General features: G+C 38.3%; 16 protein-coding genes. 2 read left to right on the forward strand and 14 right to left on the reverse strand.

The window, feature by feature from the left end; translation table 11 throughout:
* Positions 1-130: 130 nt before the first annotated feature.
* The 6 genes from NXS11_RS06630 to NXS11_RS06655 all read right to left on the reverse strand — a co-directional run bounded on the left by NXS11_RS06630 (position 131) and on the right by NXS11_RS06655 (position 6,555).
* A complete protein-coding gene (locus NXS11_RS06630; protein ID WP_259199965.1) occupies positions 131-814 on the reverse strand; it encodes an HAD family hydrolase in 684 nt (227 codons plus the stop codon).
* A gap of 228 nt (positions 815-1,042) precedes the next feature.
* Positions 1,043-1,234, reverse strand: coding sequence for a hypothetical protein (locus NXS11_RS06635; protein ID WP_259199966.1), 192 nt, complete (start codon positions 1,232-1,234; stop codon positions 1,043-1,045).
* A gap of 244 nt (positions 1,235-1,478) precedes the next feature.
* Positions 1,479-2,534 (reverse strand): DUF2325 domain-containing protein, encoded by a 1,056-nt coding sequence (locus NXS11_RS06640; RefSeq protein ID WP_259199967.1) that lies wholly within the window; start codon positions 2,532-2,534, stop codon positions 1,479-1,481.
* A 243-nt stretch (positions 2,535-2,777) separates the two neighbouring features.
* Entirely contained in the window at positions 2,778-3,860 is a 1,083-nt protein-coding gene (locus NXS11_RS06645; RefSeq protein ID WP_259199968.1) for a branched-chain amino acid aminotransferase, read from the reverse strand.
* 178 nt (positions 3,861-4,038) lie between these two features.
* The gene (locus NXS11_RS06650) at positions 4,039-4,989 is read right to left on the reverse strand and encodes an NAD-dependent epimerase/dehydratase family protein (protein ID WP_259199969.1); all 951 of its coding nucleotides are present in this window, start codon (positions 4,987-4,989) and stop codon (positions 4,039-4,041) included.
* A gap of 375 nt (positions 4,990-5,364) precedes the next feature.
* On the reverse strand, positions 5,365-6,555 hold the full coding sequence (locus tag NXS11_RS06655; protein ID WP_259199970.1) for a glycine C-acetyltransferase: 1,191 nt from the start codon (positions 6,553-6,555) through the stop codon (positions 5,365-5,367).
* Between the two features lie 112 nt (positions 6,556-6,667).
* Here NXS11_RS06655 and NXS11_RS06660 point away from each other — a divergent pair, with 112 nt between their 5' ends.
* Positions 6,668-7,834, forward strand: a complete 1,167-nt coding sequence (locus NXS11_RS06660) for an amidohydrolase (RefSeq protein ID WP_259199971.1) — start codon at positions 6,668-6,670, stop codon at positions 7,832-7,834.
* 232 nt (positions 7,835-8,066) lie between these two features.
* A complete protein-coding gene (locus NXS11_RS06665) occupies positions 8,067-8,183 on the forward strand; it encodes a putative holin-like toxin (RefSeq protein ID WP_259199972.1) in 117 nt (38 codons plus the stop codon).
* 229 nt (positions 8,184-8,412) lie between these two features.
* On the opposite strand, the gene tuf is transcribed toward NXS11_RS06665, so the two are convergent.
* From tuf to NXS11_RS06705, 8 genes are all read right to left on the reverse strand, one after another.
* Entirely contained in the window at positions 8,413-9,600 is a 1,188-nt protein-coding gene (gene tuf / locus NXS11_RS06670) for an elongation factor Tu (RefSeq protein ID WP_259199974.1), read from the reverse strand.
* Positions 9,601-9,753: 153 nt separating this feature from the next.
* A complete protein-coding gene (gene fusA / locus NXS11_RS06675; protein WP_259199975.1) occupies positions 9,754-11,835 on the reverse strand; it encodes an elongation factor G in 2,082 nt (693 codons plus the stop codon).
* A 141-nt stretch (positions 11,836-11,976) separates the two neighbouring features.
* Positions 11,977-12,447, reverse strand: a complete 471-nt coding sequence (gene rpsG / locus NXS11_RS06680; RefSeq protein WP_014614746.1) for a 30S ribosomal protein S7 — start codon at positions 12,445-12,447, stop codon at positions 11,977-11,979.
* Between the two features lie 69 nt (positions 12,448-12,516).
* The gene (gene rpsL / locus NXS11_RS06685) at positions 12,517-12,930 is read right to left on the reverse strand and encodes a 30S ribosomal protein S12 (protein WP_259200005.1); all 414 of its coding nucleotides are present in this window, start codon (positions 12,928-12,930) and stop codon (positions 12,517-12,519) included.
* Between the two features lie 94 nt (positions 12,931-13,024).
* The gene (locus tag NXS11_RS06690; protein WP_259200006.1) at positions 13,025-13,279 is read right to left on the reverse strand and encodes a ribosomal L7Ae/L30e/S12e/Gadd45 family protein; all 255 of its coding nucleotides are present in this window, start codon (positions 13,277-13,279) and stop codon (positions 13,025-13,027) included.
* A 188-nt stretch (positions 13,280-13,467) separates the two neighbouring features.
* A complete protein-coding gene (gene rpoC, locus NXS11_RS06695) occupies positions 13,468-17,085 on the reverse strand; it encodes a DNA-directed RNA polymerase subunit beta' (protein ID WP_373319384.1) in 3,618 nt (1,205 codons plus the stop codon).
* A gap of 135 nt (positions 17,086-17,220) precedes the next feature.
* Positions 17,221-20,775 (reverse strand): DNA-directed RNA polymerase subunit beta, encoded by a 3,555-nt coding sequence (gene rpoB, locus NXS11_RS06700; RefSeq protein ID WP_259200009.1) that lies wholly within the window; start codon positions 20,773-20,775, stop codon positions 17,221-17,223.
* A 209-nt stretch (positions 20,776-20,984) separates the two neighbouring features.
* Positions 20,985-21,593, reverse strand: coding sequence for a class I SAM-dependent methyltransferase (locus tag NXS11_RS06705; RefSeq protein ID WP_259200010.1), 609 nt, complete (start codon positions 21,591-21,593; stop codon positions 20,985-20,987).
* Positions 21,594-21,719: the final 126 nt, after the last annotated feature.

The following is a 21,719-nucleotide window of genomic DNA, read 5'->3' on the forward strand; positions in this document are numbered from 1 at the left end:
TACATTGCCACACATAAAACTAATAAATATGTAACATTTCGCTGCCCACATTCACTTTGAACAGCATATCTTTAGTAATTATACCAGAATAACTTATAAAATATAATAACTTATAAAATATAGTGGGAGTTCATAAATATTCTAATACGTATGTGACATCTTCCACCACAACATCCGCTTCTTCAAATGACGCTTCATATCCCAATCCAGTGCGCACACCGATTGTCTTGGCACATTTTGCTTCGCGACCAGTCTGCATATCTAAGTCCGTATCGCCAATCATTACCATTTCTTTTCCAGTTACACCACGCGACCACAGTGGCTCTAAAAGGCGCTTATCTGGCTTTTCATAGTTATCACCATTCGTTGAAATTACACAAGCAAACATATCTTGAAGACCTGTCTGTTTTAAGAAATGTGACACGCCATGAGCATTGTCTCCCGTCACAATCGCCAATAGGTAACCATGCGCTTGGAGTTTAGCCAATGTTTTACGAACGCCTGGATAAAGCTTACTTTCTGGTACGCGTGTATTGATTAATTGCTGACTACGCATACAAACCCATTCATACGTCTCAACATCTGTATAATGCTCAAATATCGCTGCCATCTCTTCAAGCGATCCCGATGCCATCACGCTATTTGGTCGAAAAGCATCTCCTTCAATACCAATCTCATCATAAACAGCATCACGTTGATCAATCTCAAAATGCGCACAAACATCATCTACTAGTTGAATCCCTAACCTCACCCAACTTTGATCAAATTGAATGAGTGTCCCATCTTTATCGAATAATAGCCATTTTATCGTCATTATCATCACCTGTTTCTACATAATGCAATGCAATTACCATAGTAACAATAAACTTACACTACTTCTATAACTCGCTCACTTGTAAATTTTTTTGGATCTTGCTTATTTACTAAAATGATAGATAACACCTCTAATTAATCGACTTATCTAAATTTTTATTGTGCTAATTATTTTATGTAACAAGCCCAATCCCACATTGTGCGCATTTTAGATAGTCATGCTCCACTTTTATCTATCAGTCTTCTTGTTACTTTTACCTTTTTTAAATTTTGGCGGCCCCTTAATCCCCATTACAATAAATGATATCCCTGTTATAAGCATTAATAACGGCACACCATAATGTTCAGGTGTCAATATATATACAAAAATTGCTACTACTATCATCATGATTCCCATTATGACATCAAACTTTGATTTCATTGCTATGCCTCCTTAAATAGTTCTTTATATTGCACTTATCTTAAAAATACAATACATCACATAAATCTTACTATATTCAGATTAACATAATAAGTACCCATAAAATCTTTCAAATCCATTTGAACCCCATTTCATAATACATAATATCCTTCAAATGGACTTAGGCATAGAAAAAGCGTCTGAACACACTCCATGATCAGACGCTTTTTCTTCTTATCAAAAACTCACTCTATTAAAACCCAAATCATTCCGCTTCTTCTTCACGTTTAATCAAATGTAAATGTTCTTTCAACTCATTGACAAAGCTACTTCTACCACTGTTTTTCAAGATAATAAATGGCTTTTCTTCTTTCTTGGCTTTCGCTTTCGCCTGTTCAGCTTTGGCATGGCTTACAGTTAGAATAGGAATCACCACAATATCCGATTTACTCACTAGTGTCTCTACTTGCAACTGTGTATCCGATTCCGTATGATGTACCTTGCCGCCACGTTGTTCCACTTCTTCTATATAGTTATTGATAAACTGACTTGCTCCTATGATCCCCACTTCAATATCTTTAAATACTTCTTTCTCCGCTTCATCCAGCTCTTGAGACTCATGGTCTTCTTTGTAATAAGAAGCTTTTTTCTTCACAGGTGTTGGCATAATCTCATCCGCATCATATTTCCATCTAATACGTGATGTCGTATGATTTGGCGTATGTGCAATACTAACAATATCCTCTTTATTAATATTAAATTTAATAACATCTTTCTCATTCAATAAGCACATTGGGATACTCTTTAATTCACCATGATCAAAATGCTTTTTACAAATATATCTATGAATGCTGTCATCATAGTCCACAATTGCATAGTCATAACACTCAATGTCGATAGCCGCTACAGAGTGATCCTTTTCCGCATTCAACTTGTGATACGCATGTCTGTTATATCCATTGCCATTTTCTTCAAAAATCAACTTATCGCCATGCTCTAATGCTTCATTTCTGACTACCGATTCCGGTACAAAAACAGTTTTTCCTGTCTCTGGGTTAACACCCTCACCGCCTAATAAATGACGTACAAATGTATACGTATCGCTATTCTCTTTTTTATGTTGATGAGTAGGTAGTTGCTCACTTATGTTATCTGCAATCGCTTCTTTATCTTCTGGCTGTAACAATTCAATCTGTCTCAATGCTTTAAGGTAGTGTTTATTACGCTTTTCTAGAACTTCTATATCTTGTGTGTTTAAAATATCATCAATCCATGCGTCCTTAATTAACTGTACAATTTGTGCTTTCATTTCCTTCTTCATAAATAAACTCCATTCTTAAAATTTTTATAGCATATACCATTTATTTTTCTTATTCTATGCTGTCTATTATATTAGATTGCTACTATAAATTCAGTTCTTTTATATCGCTTGCTTTCAAACTGACTCCTCATCCCATATATTCCATCATTATTCAACCTCATAAAATCAAATCCCCACATCCAAGTCTCTTTGCCTAAGATGCGGGGAAATAACATGCTATATGTGATTGTTTAATAAAACAACTTATCTTTCATAATGTGGTACCACTAAGCGCCAGTTATGTGGATCGTCTAACTTGCCACTTTGAATACCTGTATAGTTATCATATAAAGCTTGTGTCACTTTACCAGTTTCGTTGTTGTTAATAACCATTTTCTTATCTTTGAATTGTAATTCACCCACTGGAGAAATAACGGCAGCTGTACCCGTTCCAAATACCTCTTCTAATTCGCCTTTTTCGTAGTGTTCGAATAACTCATCAATTGATACACGACGTTCTTCTACTTCATAGCCTAATGTTTCAGCTAATGCAAGTACCGTTTTACGTGTAATACCTGGTAAAATACTACCGTTCAATGAAGGTGTCACAACTTTACCGTTAATCACGAAGAAGATGTTCATACTACCTACTTCTTCAATATACTTTTGTTCAACACCATCTAACCATAATACTTGGTCAAAACCGAGCTCATTCGCATTCGCTTGTGCTAATAAACTTGCTGCATAGTTACCTGCAACTTTCGCAAAGCCTACACCGCCACGAACAGCACGTACATATTCATCTTCAACATAAATTTTAGTAGTACGTAATGAATCTCCACCATAGTAAGAACCTGATGGCGATAAAATAATTAATAAACGATAATTTTTAGATGGGGCTACTCCTAATATATCTTGTGTCGCAAAAACAACCGGACGAATGTAGAGTGATTGACCTTCACCCTCTGGTACCCAATCGCGGTCTACGTCTACTAATTGTTTTAAACCTTCTAATAATAAATCTTCATCAATTCGTGGCATTTTTAAACGTTCTAATGACACGTTAATACGTTTAAAGTTCTCATCTGGTCGGAATAACACAACTTCTCCGTTATGTTTATACGCCTTCAAGCCTTCAAATACCGATTGACCATAATGTATACTTTGCGCAGCCGGAGAAATTTCAATTGGTGCATACGGTATGATTTTTAGGTCATGCCATCCTTGACCTTCTGTATAGTCAAAGCTTAACATGTAGTCTGTAAATACTTCACCAAACGTTAACGAGGATTGATCTGGCTTCTCTTTTAACGCTTGACGTTGTTCTAACTTCACTAATTCTGTCATAATAATGCCCCCTGTAATGATGTAAATGTAATATATGCATTATACCAATTTGACCATTATAATTCAATGAGTTTTAAGAAAATTAAATATATTCTTAACCGTTTTAGCGCATAAAAATCGAGGCAGTTACACCGTTAATCATAACGCGTACTGCCTCACAATTTATCTATTATACATTTTATTTTTCTTTTGCTTTGATACCTTCTAGCATACGTGTTGTCATCGCTGCTAAGTCATATTGTGGATTAAATCCCCATTCATCACGTGCACAGCTTGTATCAATACTATCTGGCCAGCTTTCCGCAATGCCTTGACGAACTGGATCCACATCGTAATCTACTGTGAAGTTCGGATCGTGTTCTTGGATTGCTTCTTTAACCATCTCAGGCTCGATACTCATCGCACTTAAATTATAAGCGTTACGGTTGATTAACTTGTCACCATCCGCTTCCATCAACTTAATAATCGCGTCAATCGCATCATCCATAAACATCATATCCATATAAGTACCACGATCAATATAGCTTGTGTATTTACCTTCACGAACGGCTTGGAAGTAAATATCTACCGCATAATCTGTTGTACCGCCACCTGGTTCTTTCACATAAGAGATTAAACCTGGGAAGCGCACACTACGCGTATCAACACCAAACTTCGTAAAGTAATAATCACATAATAATTCACCTGATACTTTGTTCACACCGTACATTGTGTTCGGACGTTGAATCGTAACTTGTGGTGTATTTTTCTTAGGGGTATTCGGACCAAATGCACCGATTGAGCTTGGTGTGAAGAATTGTAAATCATATTTACGTGCAGCCTCTAAAGCATTCACTAAGCCACCCATATTCAAATTCCATGCGAGTAATGGCTTTTGTTCTGCAGTCGCTGATAATAAAGCTGCCATATGCATCATTGTGTCTGGTTTGAAGTCAGCAATCAATTGCTCCATTTTTTCTGCGTCTGTCACATCTAAAATCTCAAATGGACCTTCAGCAACAATAGAACCTGCTTCTGGCTCACGAATATCTGTTGCTAATACATTGTCATTTCCATAAATTTCACGACATTTCGCAACAAGTTCTGTACCAATTTGACCTAATGCGCCAGTGATAAATATTCTTTCCATAAATTATGACATCTCCTAACTGTCTCTCTGATAAATACATTTGTTCTTATAGTGTGCTCATAAAATACTTATTTAATTGTATTATAACATTTAAGCGCTTTCTTGTACACGTAGAGCATACACACAAAATAATGTTTACTATACAGACATAGGAATACTTCCCTTCACTGCGCATCGTCCTTCTCTATTGCTACAATAAGGAGTAATACAACCGTTATTAACATCCAAGGTTCCATTAATGAAAAAAATAAAAATATACCTATACATATTAGCCAAAATGTATCAATATTATATTGCCCGAATTTCATCGATATTCTCCTATCTAAAAATGCAGCCACCCTATGCGAGTGACTGCATTCAATTGTTAATATTTAATTATGAAATAACATCTAATTCCTTACCAACACGTTCATACACAGCTAATGCTTCATCTAACATTTCTTTCGTATGTGCTGCAGTTGGCATATTACGTACACGGCCTGTACCACGTGGCACTGTTGGGAATACGATAGATTTAACGTAAACCCCTTCTTCCATCAAGCGTTTACTGAATGTTTGTGTTTTCTTTTCATCACCAATGATAACAGGTGTAATTGGTGTTTCAGATTCTCCAGTGTTAAAACCTAATTTGTTTAATCCTTCTTTTAAGTAATGCGCATTATCCCACAATTTATCATGTAGCTCTGTAGATGCCATTAATTTTTTCACTGCTGTTGTAATCGCTTTGGTATCTGCAGGCGCTAAAGAAGTTGAGAATAAAAATGGGCGTGATTGTACTTTCAACCAGTCAATCAATTGTTGTGAACCAGCAACATATCCGCCAACAACACCAATTGCTTTAGATAATGTACCGATTTGGAAGTCGACTTTATCTTGTAAGCCGAAGTGTTTCACTGTACCAGCACCTTTACCCATCACACCTGAACCATGTGCATCGTCAACATACACCATAATGCCGTATTCTTCACATATTTCCACGATTTCAGGTAACTTCGCAACGTCACCATCCATACTAAAGACACCGTCAGTAATATACATGACTTTATTATACTGACCTGACTCAACAGCTTCTTTCGCTTTTTTGCGTAAGTCATCCATATCTGAGTGGTTGACACGAATGATTTTAGCTTTTGATAAACGACAACCATCAATAATAGACGCATGGTTTAATTCGTCTGATAAAATTGCATCATTCTTGTTCATAACCGCTGAAATAGCTGCCATGTTACAGTTGAAGCCTGATTGATAAGCAATAGCTGCTTCTGTCCCTTTGAATTCAGCTAATGTTTTTTCTAGCTCATCATGTAAATCAAGTGTCCCATTGATTGTACGCACAGCACCTGCCCCCACACCATGTGAGTCAACTGCTTCTTTTGCTGCTGCTTTTAAATCAGCATCTGTCGCAAGCCCTAAATAGTTGTTAGAAGACAAGTTGATGTATTCTTTACCTGCAATTGTAATTTTAGGACCATTCGCTCCTTCGATTATGTCAATCTCATTGTATAAACCGTTGTCTTTCAAATAGCTAATGTTTTCTTCTAGAAAGTCTTGTAGCCTTTGTACCACGATTCATTCCCCTTTCCTATTTGCTAATACACTTTTATCATAACGTATTTTGAACAAACTTAAAAGCAAGTGTATAATATTAGCATAATCTTTACGAAGGAGTAGATGATCCATGACTGATTGGTTCCAATGTGCAGGCGAAAAAGCGCACGAAACGATTGCGATACGCCGTCATTTGCACCAATATCCAGAACGCTCATTTCAAGAAAAACAGACACATGCCTACATTCTTGAAAGGTTAAAACATCTTAATTTTACCATTCGCGAACGTGTCGGTCATAACGGGATTGTCGCAACTATTGGAAATACTGAACAAGGTCCTACAATTGCATTACGTGCAGACTTTGACGCCTTACCAATAGAAGATGTAAAAGACGTACCATATCGCTCAAAAATTCCAGGTGTCATGCATGCCTGTGGTCACGATGGTCATACCGCTATTTTACTAACAGTTGCTGAACTTTTACATGCGCATCAAAATCAACTAAAAGGCGCCGTTGTACTGATCTTCCAATATGGCGAAGAAGAAACGCCAGGTGGTGCGCAAGGTATGATTGCAGACAAGGCACTTGCTGGTGTAGATAAAATATACGGCAATCACTTATGGAGTGGTTATCCAACAGGGACGATTCATACACGCCCCGGTGCAATGATGGCACAAGCAGATGAATTCAACATCACGATTTATGGTAAAGGCGGTCACGGCGCAAAGCCGCACGAGACCATTGATCCCATTGTCATTTTGGCAGAATTTATTTTAAGCACCCAAAAAATTGTGTCACGTACGCTTGACCCTGTGAAACAAGCTGTGATTTCATTCGGTAAAATCGAAGCAGGTGATGCCGACAATGTCATTCCAGATACTGCACAATGTCGTGGAACCGTTCGTACTTTTGATTCAACAGTCCAACAACATATTCGTACAAAATTGGAGAAGCTTTTGCAAGGCTTAGCTGTCGCGAATGATATTACGTATGACTTAGATTATGTGAATGGTTATCCACCTGTCTATAATCATGAAAAATCTGCAGAGGTTGTCAAAACAGCAGCTAATGCTTTAAACTTCCGCTACCATGATTCAGATTTAATGATGATTGGGGAAGACTTCTCATACTATTTACATGCTTTACCTGGTGCCTTTTTCTTTACCGGTTGTGGTAATCCAGAGAAAAAAACCGATTGGCCACATCATAGTCCACACTTTGATATTGATGAAGCGGCAATGAAATATACCGTCAGTACATTTATGAAAATACTAGAACTTGAAGGTGTCCTTTAAAATGCAAAAGACCTTAAATCTCAATAACTGAAGTTTAGGGTCTTTTGGTTTATACACATAAATCACGTGACTTGGTGCAGAATAGTTAGAATTTTATTTAGTTTATATACGAATTAGATTTAGAGTTCGATAGAATATCGGTGAGCAAGTTAAGTGGATGGTGGCTATCTGAGTATAAGGAGGGGGTGCCTATGAATGGCATGTCCCAAATCTTTAGAAAGGAGAAGCCCTAATGGTATTAGTAGCAGAAGCACTGCTCCTTATGATAGGATTCGGCTCATTTGTTGTTTCACTCATAGGTCTCGTGCTTATCATGCTTGATATTTACCTAAAAAATAACCATCACTGACTTTGGCGAAGGTGATGGTTTTTTACATCATACTTTAGTCACCGTCTTTTTAACGGGCTCTTTCGGGACGTGCTCCAACATGTCCCTTTTATATTTTTAATGCAACATAGATGTTGTGTCCTAACAACAAGTTTTAGTTGGAGAAGTTCACAGCTCCCAATCATTACAAGAAATACAAAAAAGCTAGCGCAAATGCGCTAGCTTTTCTATCTCAAAGATATAGTTTATCTTATTCGTGGATTTCAGTTACAACGCCTGATCCTACAGTACGTCCACCTTCACGGATTGAGAAACGAGTACCGTCTTCGATAGCGATTGGAGAAATTAATTCAACTTCCATTTCAACGTTATCGCCAGGCATTACCATTTCAGTACCTTCTGGTAAGTTAACAACACCAGTTACGTCAGTAGTACGGAAATAGAATTGTGGGCGGTAGTTAGAGAAGAAAGGAGTGTGACGTCCACCTTCGTCTTTTGATAATACGTAAACTTCCGCTTTAAATTTTGTATGTGGTGTAATAGAACCTGGAGCTGCTAATACTTGACCACGTTGTACATCTTCACGTGAAACACCACGTAATAATGCACCAATGTTGTCACCAGCTTCAGCATAGTCTAATAACTTACGGAACATTTCTACACCAGTAACAGTTGTTTTAGCTGATTCTTCAGTTAAACCGATGATTTCAACTTCTTCACCAACTTTGATTTGACCACGTTCAACACGGCCAGTAGCTACTGTACCACGACCAGTGATTGAGAATACGTCCTCAACTGGCATCATGAATGGTTTATCAGAGTCACGTTCTGGAGTTGGAATGTACTCGTCAACAGCGTTCATTAATTCTAAGATTTTTTCTTCGTATGCAGCATCGCCTTCTAAAGCTTTTAATGCTGAACCAGCGATTACAGGTACGTCATCGCCTGGGAAGTCGTATTCAGATAATAAGTCACGAACTTCCATTTCTACTAATTCTAATAATTCTTCATCGTCAACCATGTCAACTTTGTTTAAGAATACAACTAATGCTGGTACACCAACGTTACGTGATAATAAGATGTGCTCACGAGTTTGTGGCATTGGACCGTCAGCAGCAGATACTACTAAGATACCACCGTCCATTTGTGCAGCACCAGTGATCATGTTTTTAACGTAGTCAGCGTGTCCTGGGCAGTCAACGTGTGCATAGTGACGTTTGTCAGTTTGGTATTCAATGTGTGAAGTATTGATTGTGATACCACGTTCTTTTTCTTCTGGAGCGTTGTCGATCATGTCGTATGATTGAGCAACACTGTCACCGTGTTTTGCTAATACAGTTGCGATTGCAGCTGTTAATGTAGTTTTACCATGGTCAACGTGACCGATAGTACCAATATTGGCATGTGTTTTTGAGCGATCAAATTTTTCTTTTGCCATTATAAAATCTCTCCTATTCAAATTATGAATTAATTTTTTTAATATATCTCATGAAAGTTACTCACTAACATGAGACATATTTTCTTTATTACCTTTATAAATCATTTTGCTGAAAAAATCAATTTATAAACAAGTGATAACTACTTCAGTGAATTATTCACCTTTGTTCTTTTTGATGATTTCTTCTGAAATTGATTTTGGAACTTCTGAGTAGTGATCGAAGTACATTGTGTAAGTACCGCGACCTTGTGTATTAGAACGTAATGATGTTGCATAACCGAACATTTCTGAAAGTGGTACATAAGCGTTAACAACTTGTGCGTTACCGCGAGCTTCCATACCATCTACACGACCACGGCGTGCTGTTACGTCACCCATGATATCGCCTAAATATTCTTCAGGCATTTCGATTGTAACTTTCATCATTGGTTCTAAGATAACTGGATCACATTTTTTAGCAGCTTCTTTAAGTGCTAAAGATGCAGCAATTTTGAAGGCCATTTCAGATGAATCGACATCATGGTATGAACCGTCAAATAATTTTGCTTTTACATCGATTAATGGATATCCAGCTAAGACACCATTTTCCATTGCGTCTTTAAGACCTTGTTCAACTGATGGGATGTATTCACGAGGAACAACACCACCAACGATAGCATTTTCGAATTCGAAACCTTCACCAGTTTCGTTAGGTGTGAATTCGATATGAACGTCACCGTATTGACCACGACCACCAGATTGACGAGAGAATTTACCTTGTACTGCTGCTGATTGTTTGAACGTTTCACGGTAAGATACCATTGGCGCACCAACATTAGCTTCTACGTTAAATTCTTTCTTCATACGGTCAACAATAATATCAAGATGAAGTTCACCCATACCACCGATGATAACTTGACCAGTTTCATCGTCTGTATGTGCTTTGAATGTTGGGTCTTCTTCTTGTAATTTTTGTAATGCTTGTGACATTTTATCTTGGTCAGCTTTTGATTTTGGCTCAACCGATAAGTGAATAACAGGCTCTGGGAATTCCATTGACTCAAGAATGATGTCATTTTTCTCACCACAAAGCGTGTCACCTGTTGTAGTATCTTTAAGACCTACTGCAGCAGCAATATCACCTGAGTATACTGTGCTGATTTCTTCACGTGAGTTTGCGTGCATTTGTAAAATACGACCTACACGTTCACGTTTATCTTTTGTTGAGTTTTTAACATATGAACCTGAAGTTAATGTTCCAGAGTACACACGGAAGAATGTTAATTTACCAACATAAGGGTCAGTCATAACTTTGAATGCTAACGCTGCGAATTCAGCAGAATCGTCTGCTTTAGCAATCACTTCTTCGTCAGGATCATCAGCACGGTGACCAACGATAGGCTTAACATCTAATGGTGATGGTAAGTAATCAATAACTGCGTCCAACATTAATTGAACACCTTTGTTTTTGAATGCTGTACCACATAATACTGGGTAGAATTCAACATCTGTTGTTGCTTGACGGATTGCGTCTTTAATCTCTTCAACTGTTAATTCTTCTCCACCTAAGTATTTTTCCATTAAGTCATCGTTTGTTTCAGCCACAGCTTCGATTAACGCTTCACGTGCTTCTTCAGCACGATCTTGATAATCCGCTGGAATTTCGATTTCTTCGATTTCTGTACCTAAATCATTGTTATATTTGAAACATTTCATTTGAACTAAGTCAATGATTGCTTCAAATTCATCTTCAGCACCGATTGGTAATTGAATAGGTGCTGCATTTGCTTGTAAACGGTCATGTAAAGTACTTACTGCGTAATCGAAGTTAGCACCAATTTTGTCCATTTTGTTTACAAATACAATACGTGGTACACCGTAAGTTGTTGCTTGACGCCAAACTGTTTCAGTTTGAGGTTCTACACCTGATTGTGCGTCAAGTACTGTTACTGCACCATCAAGTACACGTAATGAACGTTCAACCTCTACAGTGAAGTCTACGTGTCCAGGTGTATCGATGATGTTTACGCGGTGTCCATTCCATGCTGCTGTTGTTGCAGCAGATGTGATTGTAATACCACGGTCTTGCTCTTGTTCCATCCAGTCCATTTGTGAAGCACCTTCATGTGTTTCACCAATTTTATGAATACGGCCAGTGTAATAAAGAATACGTTCAGTAGTCGTCGTTTTACCAGCATCAATGTGAGCCATGATACCGATATTACGCGTGTTCTTCAACGAAAATTCTCTTGCCATAGGTATTCTTTCTCCTTCCAGAATAATTGGATTATATAGTCAGATATAGCTTTACCCTAAGCATGCATAGAACAATCAATCAGCTATCCAGCATGTTGATATACGTCTATACGATATGTGCTCAGGGGATTAGCGTTTATCTTACCAGCGGTAGTGAGCGAATGCTTTATTCGCTTCGGCCATTTTGTGAGTGTCTTCACGTTTCTTAACAGCGCCACCAGTGTTGTTAGCTGCATCTAAGATTTCGTTAGCTAAACGTTCCTCCATAGTTTTTTCACCACGAAGACGCGCATAGTTTACTAACCAACGTAAACCTAAAGTAGTACGTCGCTCTGGACGAACTTCTACAGGTACTTGATAGTTTGAACCACCCACACGGCGTGCTTTAACTTCAAGTACTGGCATAATATTGTTGATTGCTTCATCGAATACTTCCATTGCATCACGACCTGAACGTTCTTGAACTAAGTCGAATGCTGAATAAAGAATGCGTTGAGCAGTCCCACGCTTACCATCTAACATAATTTTGTTGATTAATTTTGTAACTAATTTAGAGTTGTGAATTGGATCTGGTAACACATCTCTTTTAGGTACTGATCCTTTACGAGGCATAATACAAGTCCTCCCTTCCTAATTATATATGATTGTTTTATGCTATGTTTGAGTTAATGACGCTCAAACTTATTTTTTAGGTTTTTTAGTTCCGTATAATGAACGGCTTTGCATACGACCGTCAACACCAGAAGTATCTAACGCACCACGAACGATATGGTAACGCACACCAGGTAAGTCTTTTACACGTCCTCCACGTACAAGTACCACACTGTGTTCTTGTAAGTTATGTCCGATACCAGGAATGTATGCGTTGATTTCAATATTGTTTGATAAACGCACACGTGCATATTTACGTAATGCAGAGTTTGGTTTTTTAGGTGTCATAGTACCCACACGTGTACATACTCCACGTTTTTGTGGTGAATTTAACTTAGTGAATTGTTTTTTCTGACTATTGAAACCTCTATTTAAAGCAGGTGAATCTGATTTTTTAGATTTACTCTGTCTTGGTTTACGTACTAATTGGTTAATAGTAGGCATCGATTGTCCTCCTCTCTTGTTCTCTTAATCCCACACATCCAGGTGGTTCATTTTTTGATTAAATAAAATTTAGTAAGCGTAATACTTACTAATCTCATTTGAGTAATGCAACGACTGTTGCCTTTACCTTTATACCAACATGCTCTCCAAGTGCTTTGCGACTTGTAAAAAATGTCATGGGTATCATATTTTGATTGGCAAAGCTTAACACGCTTGCTAAGAGATGCACATTAACATCTTCAGCAATAATCAATTGTTCGACTTGATCCTTCTTAAGTGCTTTAAGCGTCTCTTTAAGTCCAACAACATAATCGTGTTCATCTAAGCGTGTGACTTTTTCATTAGACATTTGCATATCCTCCAAAGTACTGCTTGCATCAACCTTTACTATATTATCATCTCTATAAACAGTTCGTCAATACTTATCATCAATAAACATCTGATTTTATTGTTATAACAGTACTCACTATTTCTTTGTACATTTTAGAAGAAAAGAGATGGGACACCCCTCGTGCCCCATTCCCTTAGATTTTGTCATTACTCAGTGATTAACTGTGTATCTAATGTTTCTGTCTTTTCTTCTTTTTCGATAGACACATCGCTGTAACGTTTCATACCTGTACCAGCTGGAATCAACTTACCGATAATAACGTTCTCTTTCAGACCGAGTAAGTCATCTCGTTTACCTTTGATTGCAGCGTCTGTAAGTACACGTGTTGTTTCTTGGAATGATGCGGCAGATAAGAAACTTTCTGTCTCAAGTGATGCTTTTGTAATACCAAGTAATACTGGTTTCGCAGTCGCTGGTCGTTTGCGCTCCTTGAATGCATCACGGTTAGCATCTGTAAAGTGATGGATGTCTACTAATGAACCTGGTAATAACTTCGTATCGCCAGCTTCGATGATACGTACTTTACGTAACATTTGACGAACCATAACTTCTACGTGCTTGTCATCAATTTCTACACCTTGCATACGGTATACTTTCTGAACTTCTTTTAGCAAGTAAGCTTCTGTAGCTGTCAAACCTGCAACTGCTAAGTAGTTTTTCGGCTCAATTGAACCTTCAGTTAAGACTTCACCACGTTCAACTGATTGTCCGATTTCTACTTTTAAGCGAGATGTACCTGATGCAAGATAAGAACGTGTTTCGTTCGCACCTTTGATAACAATTTCTTGTTGTCTATCTTTACCAACTGTGATGTTATCAACTACACCTTCAATCTCAGTAATCACAGCTTGACCTTTCGGATTACGTGCTTCAAAGATTTCTTGGATACGAGGTAAACCTTGCGTGATATCGCTACCGGCTACCCCACCAGTATGGAACGTACGCATTGTTAATTGTGTACCAGGTTCACCGATTGATTGAGCGGCAATTGTACCAACTGCTTCACCCACTTCAACTTTTTCACCTGTCGCTAAGTTTTTACCATAACATTTTTCACATACACCATGACGTGTGTTACATGTAAATGCTGAACGGATGTACATTTGTTCAATACCTGCGTCCGTAATCTCTTTCGCAATTTCAGCTGTGATAAGTTCATCTGGACGAATAATAATCTTGTCAGTCTCAGGGTGACGGATTGTCTCTTTAGAGTAACGGCCTTCAATACGTTCAATGAATGGCTCAATCATTTCAGTACCCTCTTTGATATCTGAAACGAGTAAACCTCGATCTGTACCACAGTCTTCTTCACGTACAATAACATCCTGTGCTACGTCAACCAGACGACGCGTTAAGTAACCAGAGTCGGCAGTCTTAAGTGCTGTATCAGCAAGACCTTTACGCGCACCGTGAGTTGAGATGAAGTATTCTAATACTGTTAAACCTTCACGGAATGATGATGTGATTGGAAGTTCGATGATTTTACCAGATGGTGCGGCCATCAAACCACGCATACCGGCAAGTTGTGTAAAGTTAGATGCGTTACCACGGGCACCAGAGTCACTCATCATAAAGATTGGGTTTGTTTTATCAAGAGACTTCATCAGTTTTTCTTGAATCTTGTCTTTTGCTTGTGTCCAAATTTCGATAACCGCATTGTAACGTTCTTCTTCAGTTAATAAACCACGACTGAATTGTTTTTGTACACGTTCAACTAGTTTTTCTGATTCATCTAAGATTTCTTGTTTATCAGGTAATACTACGATATCAGCAACACCAACTGTAATACCTGCTTTAGATGAATATTTGAATCCTAAGTCTTTCATCAAGTCAAGCATCATAGAAGTATCTGTAATACTGAAGCGATTGAACACTTCTGCAATGATGTTTCCTAAGAACTTCTTATTAAACGGTGGAACAAGTTCTGTTTTCTCGAAGTATTCCGCTAATCCACCTTCACCTAATTCAGCCGCATCAACAAAGTATTTGTCTGGCGTGTTCTTCTCTAGGTTTGTAGCTGTTGGTTCATTGATATAGGCAAATGAATCTGGAATAATTTCATTAAAAATCACTTTACCAACAGATGTTGTTAAGATTTTACGGTTTTGTTCTTCTGTAAATGTTGGATTGTTAAATGATCCTGCTTGTACACCGATACGTGTGTGTAAATGCACATAACCATTCGCATATGCTTTTAATACTTCATTCGTATCATTGAACAACATACCTGTATTGACTGCATCTTTGCGCTCTAATGTTAAGTAGTAGTTACCAAGTACCATATCTTGTGATGGCGTAACAACTGGCTTACCATCTTTAGGGTTCAAGATGTTTTGTGCCGCAAGCATTAACATACGTGCTTCTGCTTGTGCTTCTTTAGATAATGGTACGTGAACCGCCATTTGGTCACCATCAAAGTCAGCATTGTACGCCGTTGTAACAAGCGGATGCAAACGGATTGCACGACCTTCTACTAATGTTGGTTCAAACGCTTGGATACCCAATCTGTGAAGTGTTGGGGCACGGTTGAGTAATACTGGATGTTCGATGATAACATCTTCTAAAACATCCCATACTTCGTCATCCATACGTTCAATTTTGCTTTTCGCATTTTTGATGTTTGTCGCAATTTCACGTTGAACTAATTCTTTCATCACGAAAGGTTTGAACAGTTCAAGTGCCATCTCTTTTGGTAGTCCACATTGATACATTTTCAAGTTAGGTCCTACTGCGATAACTGAACGACCAGAGTAATCAACACGTTTACCAAGTAAGTTTTGACGGAAACGTCCTTGCTTACCTTTCAACATATGTGACAATGATTTCAATGGACGGTTACCCGGTCCAGTTACTGGGCGACCACGACGACCGTTGTCAATTAACGCATCAACCGCTTCTTGTAACATACGTTTTTCGTTTTGAACGATGATGCCAGGTGCACCAAGATCCAATAAACGTTTTAAACGGTTGTTACGGTTGATGACACGACGATATAAGTCGTTCAAGTCACTAGTCGCAAAACGTCCACCGTCAAGTTGTACCATTGGACGAATTTCTGGCGGAATGATTGGAAGTACGTCTAAAATCATCCACGCAGGGTTATTACCTGAGTTACGGAATGATTCCACAACTTCTAAACGTTTGATTGCACGTGTTAAGCGTTGACCTGTTGCAGACTCTAACTCATCACGTAACAATTTAAGTTCTTCATCTAAATCAATTTCTTCTAATAAGTCTTTGATACCTTCTGCACCCATCTTAGCAGTGAACTGACCTGGGAACTTGCTGTAATAGTCACGGTATTCAGCTTCAGAAAGTAATGTTTTCTTCTCCAAACCTGTTGGACCTGGATCAACCACAACATATGATGCGAAGTAGATAACTTCTTCTAATGATCGTGGTGACATGTCTAATAATAAGCCCATGCGACTTGGAATGCCTTTGAAGTACCAAATATGCGATACTGGAGCCGCTAACTCGATATGCCCCATGCGTTCACGGCGCACTTTTGATTTTGTTACTTCTACACCACAACGGTCACATACCATACCTTTGTAGCGTACACGTTTGTATTTACCACAACTACATTCCCAGTCTTTTGTTGGTCCGAAGATTCTTTCACAGAACAAACCATCTTTTTCTGGTTTTAGCGTACGATAGTTAATTGTTTCTGGTTTTTTAACTTCACCTTTTGACCAATTGCGGATTTTTTCTGGTGAAGCGAGCCCTATTTTCATGTAATGAAATTTATTTACATCAATCAAGGAGCCTACCTCCTTTAGTTTAAATTAGCTATGCAAATTGATTGATAACAACATCTTACTTTTATCATGATGGCGAGGCTGAGAACACATCCTGTGAACAACTCAACCTCTACCATAACATTTGATAGTTAGTACTTATTCGTTTGTATCTACTGGTGTTTGTTGAACAGCTGCTGGTTGTTGTGCATTCAACTTACGATCAGGTGATTCATCATCTTCCATATCGCTCATGTCAATCTCTTGATCTTGTTCGTCCATCACTTTGACGTCCAAACCTAAACTTTGAAGTTCTTTCATCAATACGCGGAATGACTCAGGAACACTTGGTCTTGCGATGTTTTCACCTTTAACAATTGCTTCATAAGTCTTAACACGACCAACAGTATCATCTGATTTGTAAGTCAAGATTTCTTGCAATGTGTATGCAGCACCATATGCTTCAAGTGCCCATACCTCCATCTCACCAAATCTTTGTCCACCGAATTGCGCTTTACCACCAAGCGGTTGTTGTGTAACAAGTGAGTATGGTCCTGTTGAACGCGCGTGAAGCTTGTCGTCAACCATGTGTGCAAGTTTCAACATGTACATAACACCGACAGAAATACGATTATCGAATGGTTCACCTGTGCGACCATCGTAAAGAACTGTTTTACCGTCACGTGCCATGCCTGCTTCTTCAATTGTTGACCATACGTCATCATCATTGGCACCGTCAAATACTGGTGATGCAACATGAATACCTAAGTTTTTAGCAGCCATACCTAAGTGCAACTCTAAAACTTGTCCGATGTTCATACGTGATGGTACACCAAGTGGGTTCAACATGATGTCGATTGGACGACCATCTGGTAAATATGGCATATCTTCTTCAGGAACAATTTTAGAGATGACACCTTTGTTACCATGACGACCACACATTTTGTCCCCTACATGAATTTTACGTTTTTGAACAATATATACACGAACTAACTGGTTAACACCTGGAGAAAGTGAATCATCGCCATCTTCTCGGTTGAATACTTTAACATCCAGTACGATACCGCCAGCACCATGTGGTACGCGTAATGATGTATCGCGTACTTCACGTGCTTTTTCACCAAAAATTGCGTGTAATAAACGCTCTTCAGCTGTGAGTTCTGTTACACCTTTTGGCGTTACTTTACCAACTAAGATGTCGCCATCTTTAACTTCTGCACCAATATAAACGATACCGCGATCATCTAAGTTTTTAAGCGCATTTTCAGAAACGTTAGGAATATCACGCGTAATCTCTTCAGGTCCAAGCTTCGTATCACGTGCTTCAGACTCATATTCTTCAATGTGAATAGATGTATAAACATCATCTTTCACAAGACGTTCACTCATGATTACGGCATCCTCATAGTTGTAACCATCCCATGTCATAAAGCCTACAACCACGTTGCGTCCAAGCGCCATTTCGCCAAGTTCCATTGAAGGACCATCAGCTAAAATCTCACCTTTTTCAACAACATCACCTGCTTTAATAATTGGACGTTGGTTATAACATGTACCAGAGTTAGAACGTTTGAACTTCGCTAATGGATAGCGATCAAGTTCACCTTCATATTCTTGACCATTTTCTTCAATCAAACGTCTCACTAAGATTTCTTTTGATTGAACATGTTCTACACGACCACGATGTTTAGAAATAACCGCTGCACCAGAGTCACGTGCTGCCACATGCTCCATTCCTGTACCAACAAACGGTGATTCAGGGTTTAACAATGGTACCGCTTGACGTTGCATGTTCGCACCCATCAAGGCACGGTTAGAGTCATCATTTTCTAAGAACGGAATACATGCTGTCGCTGCAGATACAACTTGTTTCGGCGACACATCCATATAGTCCATCTTTTCTTTTGCCATTGTCGTGTTGTTACCACGGAAACGACATACAATCTCATCATCAATGAAACGACCATTTTCATCCAAGCGTGAGTTCGCTTGTGCTACAACATAGCTATCTTCTTCGTCAGCTGTTAAGTAGTCGATTTGGTCTGTAATTGTGTTTGTTTCAATATCAACTTTACGATATGGTGTCTCAATGAAACCAAACTCATTAACACGTGCATAACTAGACAATGAGTTAATCAAACCGATGTTTGGTCCCTCAGGTGTTTCAATCGGACACATACGACCGTAGTGAGAATAGTGTACGTCACGCACTTCCATCTGTGCGCGTTCACGTGTTAAACCACCAGGCCCTAATGCTGACAGACGACGTTTGTGCGTCAACTCAGCAAGTGGGTTCGCTTGGTCCATGAATTGTGATAATTGAGAGCTACCAAAGAATTCTTTGATTGATGCAATTACAGGACGAATGTTAATTAATTGTTGTGGTGTGATAGATTCAGTATCTTGAATAGACATTCTTTCACGTACAACACGCTCCATACGAGATAAACCAATACGGAATTGGTTCTGTAATAATTCACCTACAGAACGTAAGCGACGGTTGCCAAGATGATCGATATCATCTGTGTAGCCAATGCCATGTAATAAGTTGAAGAAATAAGACATTGATGCGACGATATCAGCTGGTGTGATGCATTTCACTTCTGAGTCAGGGAATGCATTACCAATCACTGTTGTCGTACGACCTTCTTCGTCATTCGGCACGTATACTTTGATTGATTGAATCTCAACTGGTTCGTCCACAATGCTATCTGGCAACTCATACACTTGCGCATTTGCATTTGACTCAAGAACATCCATAATTTCGTCTAACTTACGACGGTCAAGCACTGTACCTTCTTCAGCAACAATCTCTCCAGTCTCAGTGTTAACAATTGGTTCTGCTAATTTTTGATTAAATAAACGATGTTTTAAATGTAACTTTTTGTTCGCCTTGTAACGACCAACACTTGCTAAGTCATAGCGTTTTGGATCGAAAAAGCGTGAGTATAATAAGCTCTTCGCATTTTCAAGAGTTGGTGGTTCACCCGGACGTAAGCGCTCATAAATTTCTAATAAGGCTTGATCTGTATTTTCTGTGCTGTCTTTTTCTAAAGTGTTGCGTAAATATTCGTTATCTCCAATCAAGTCGATAATCTCTTGATCAGTTGAATAACCTAGCGCACGTAATAATACTGTTAATGGGAGTTTTCTTGTTCTATCAATACGCACATAAACAATATCTTTCGCGTCTGTTTCATATTCTAACCATGCACCACGGTTTGGAATAACTGTCGCATCATAATTTACGCGACCATTTTTATCTAATTTTTCATTGAAGTATACAGATGGTGAACGGACTAATTGTGATACGATAACACGTTCTGCACCATTGATAACGAAAGTACCTGTTTCAGTCATCAATGGGAAATCACCCATAAAGACTTCTTGGTCTTTCACTTCGCCTGTTTCTTTAATAATTAAACGAACCTTTACACGTAATGGTGCTGCATATGTCGCATCACGGTTTTTAGACTCTTCCAAATCATACTTCGGTTCGCCTAGTCTGTAATCAACAAACTCTAAAGACAAGTTGCCTGTAAAGTCTTCAATTGGTGAGATATCTCTAAACATCTCCAAAAGACCTTCTTTTAAGAACCAATCATATGATTTTGTTTGAATCTCAATTAAGTTTGGTAACTCTAATACTTCTGAGATTCTTGCGTAGTTTCTACGTTTACGATGTCTTCCATATTGGACAAATTGACCTGCCAAACAGATTCACCCCTCAAATATTGTGTCGTACTCTACAATAGCATTGCATATCAAGACAAAAAGAAAACGGTAGCATATACTTGATGACACCATTTTCTGTTCTAATCACACTATTTTTCAATGTTACAATGAAACTTTACACGTAAAAGTACACACTTGTTGAACATAAATTTTTCATCTTATTACTTTACCATATATATCGTCCAAAATCAACATTTAATGCTTTTTAGTATATGGTATCCTTTACTATTTTTGATTGACGATGCATTACCAAAAATAGTCATCATTTTTTTCTTCGCTGATGGCATACCTTGTTTCTTTTGAATAACAACATATAATGCACCATCTTGTATAAGCTTGTCATAAGCATCCTCTAGAATCCCATGTACAACTTGCTTGCCTGCACGGATCGGAGGATTAGTTAAAATATAATGTTGTGATGCATCATTAACTTCCGCCAACCCATCACTTTCTTGAATTGTTACGTTATCAATTTGATTGCGTTTCGCATTTTTGCGCGCTAAATCTAGCGCACGATGGTTCACATCGAGCATTGTTAATTGATCATGTGGTGCAACTTTTGCCAACATTAAACCAATAGGCCCGTAACCACAACCTACATCAGCAATATATTTAGGCTGACCCGACGGATTTTCATTTAAAAATGTACGAATTAGCAGATCCGATCCAAAATCTACTTGATCTTTGGAAAAGACACCGGCATCCGTCGTTAAGGTCAACCGCTGTTGATAACACTCATACACAATTTCTTTTTCATCAGATAGCGCATCAGGATGTGCGTCATAATAATGACTCATAGACTTTCACACCTATCTACAAATAAATTCTTCTTCATTCTTAAATATTAGCAAGCTCAATTTCTAACAAATTCTTTTAAAAGAATATCATACGACAGCTGGGTGTCCTAAAAATTGAAGCGCTAA

Origin of the sequence: Staphylococcus americanisciuri, assembly GCF_024814435.1 — a bacterium.
Lineage (GTDB): Bacteria > Bacillota > Bacilli > Staphylococcales > Staphylococcaceae > Staphylococcus > Staphylococcus americanisciuri.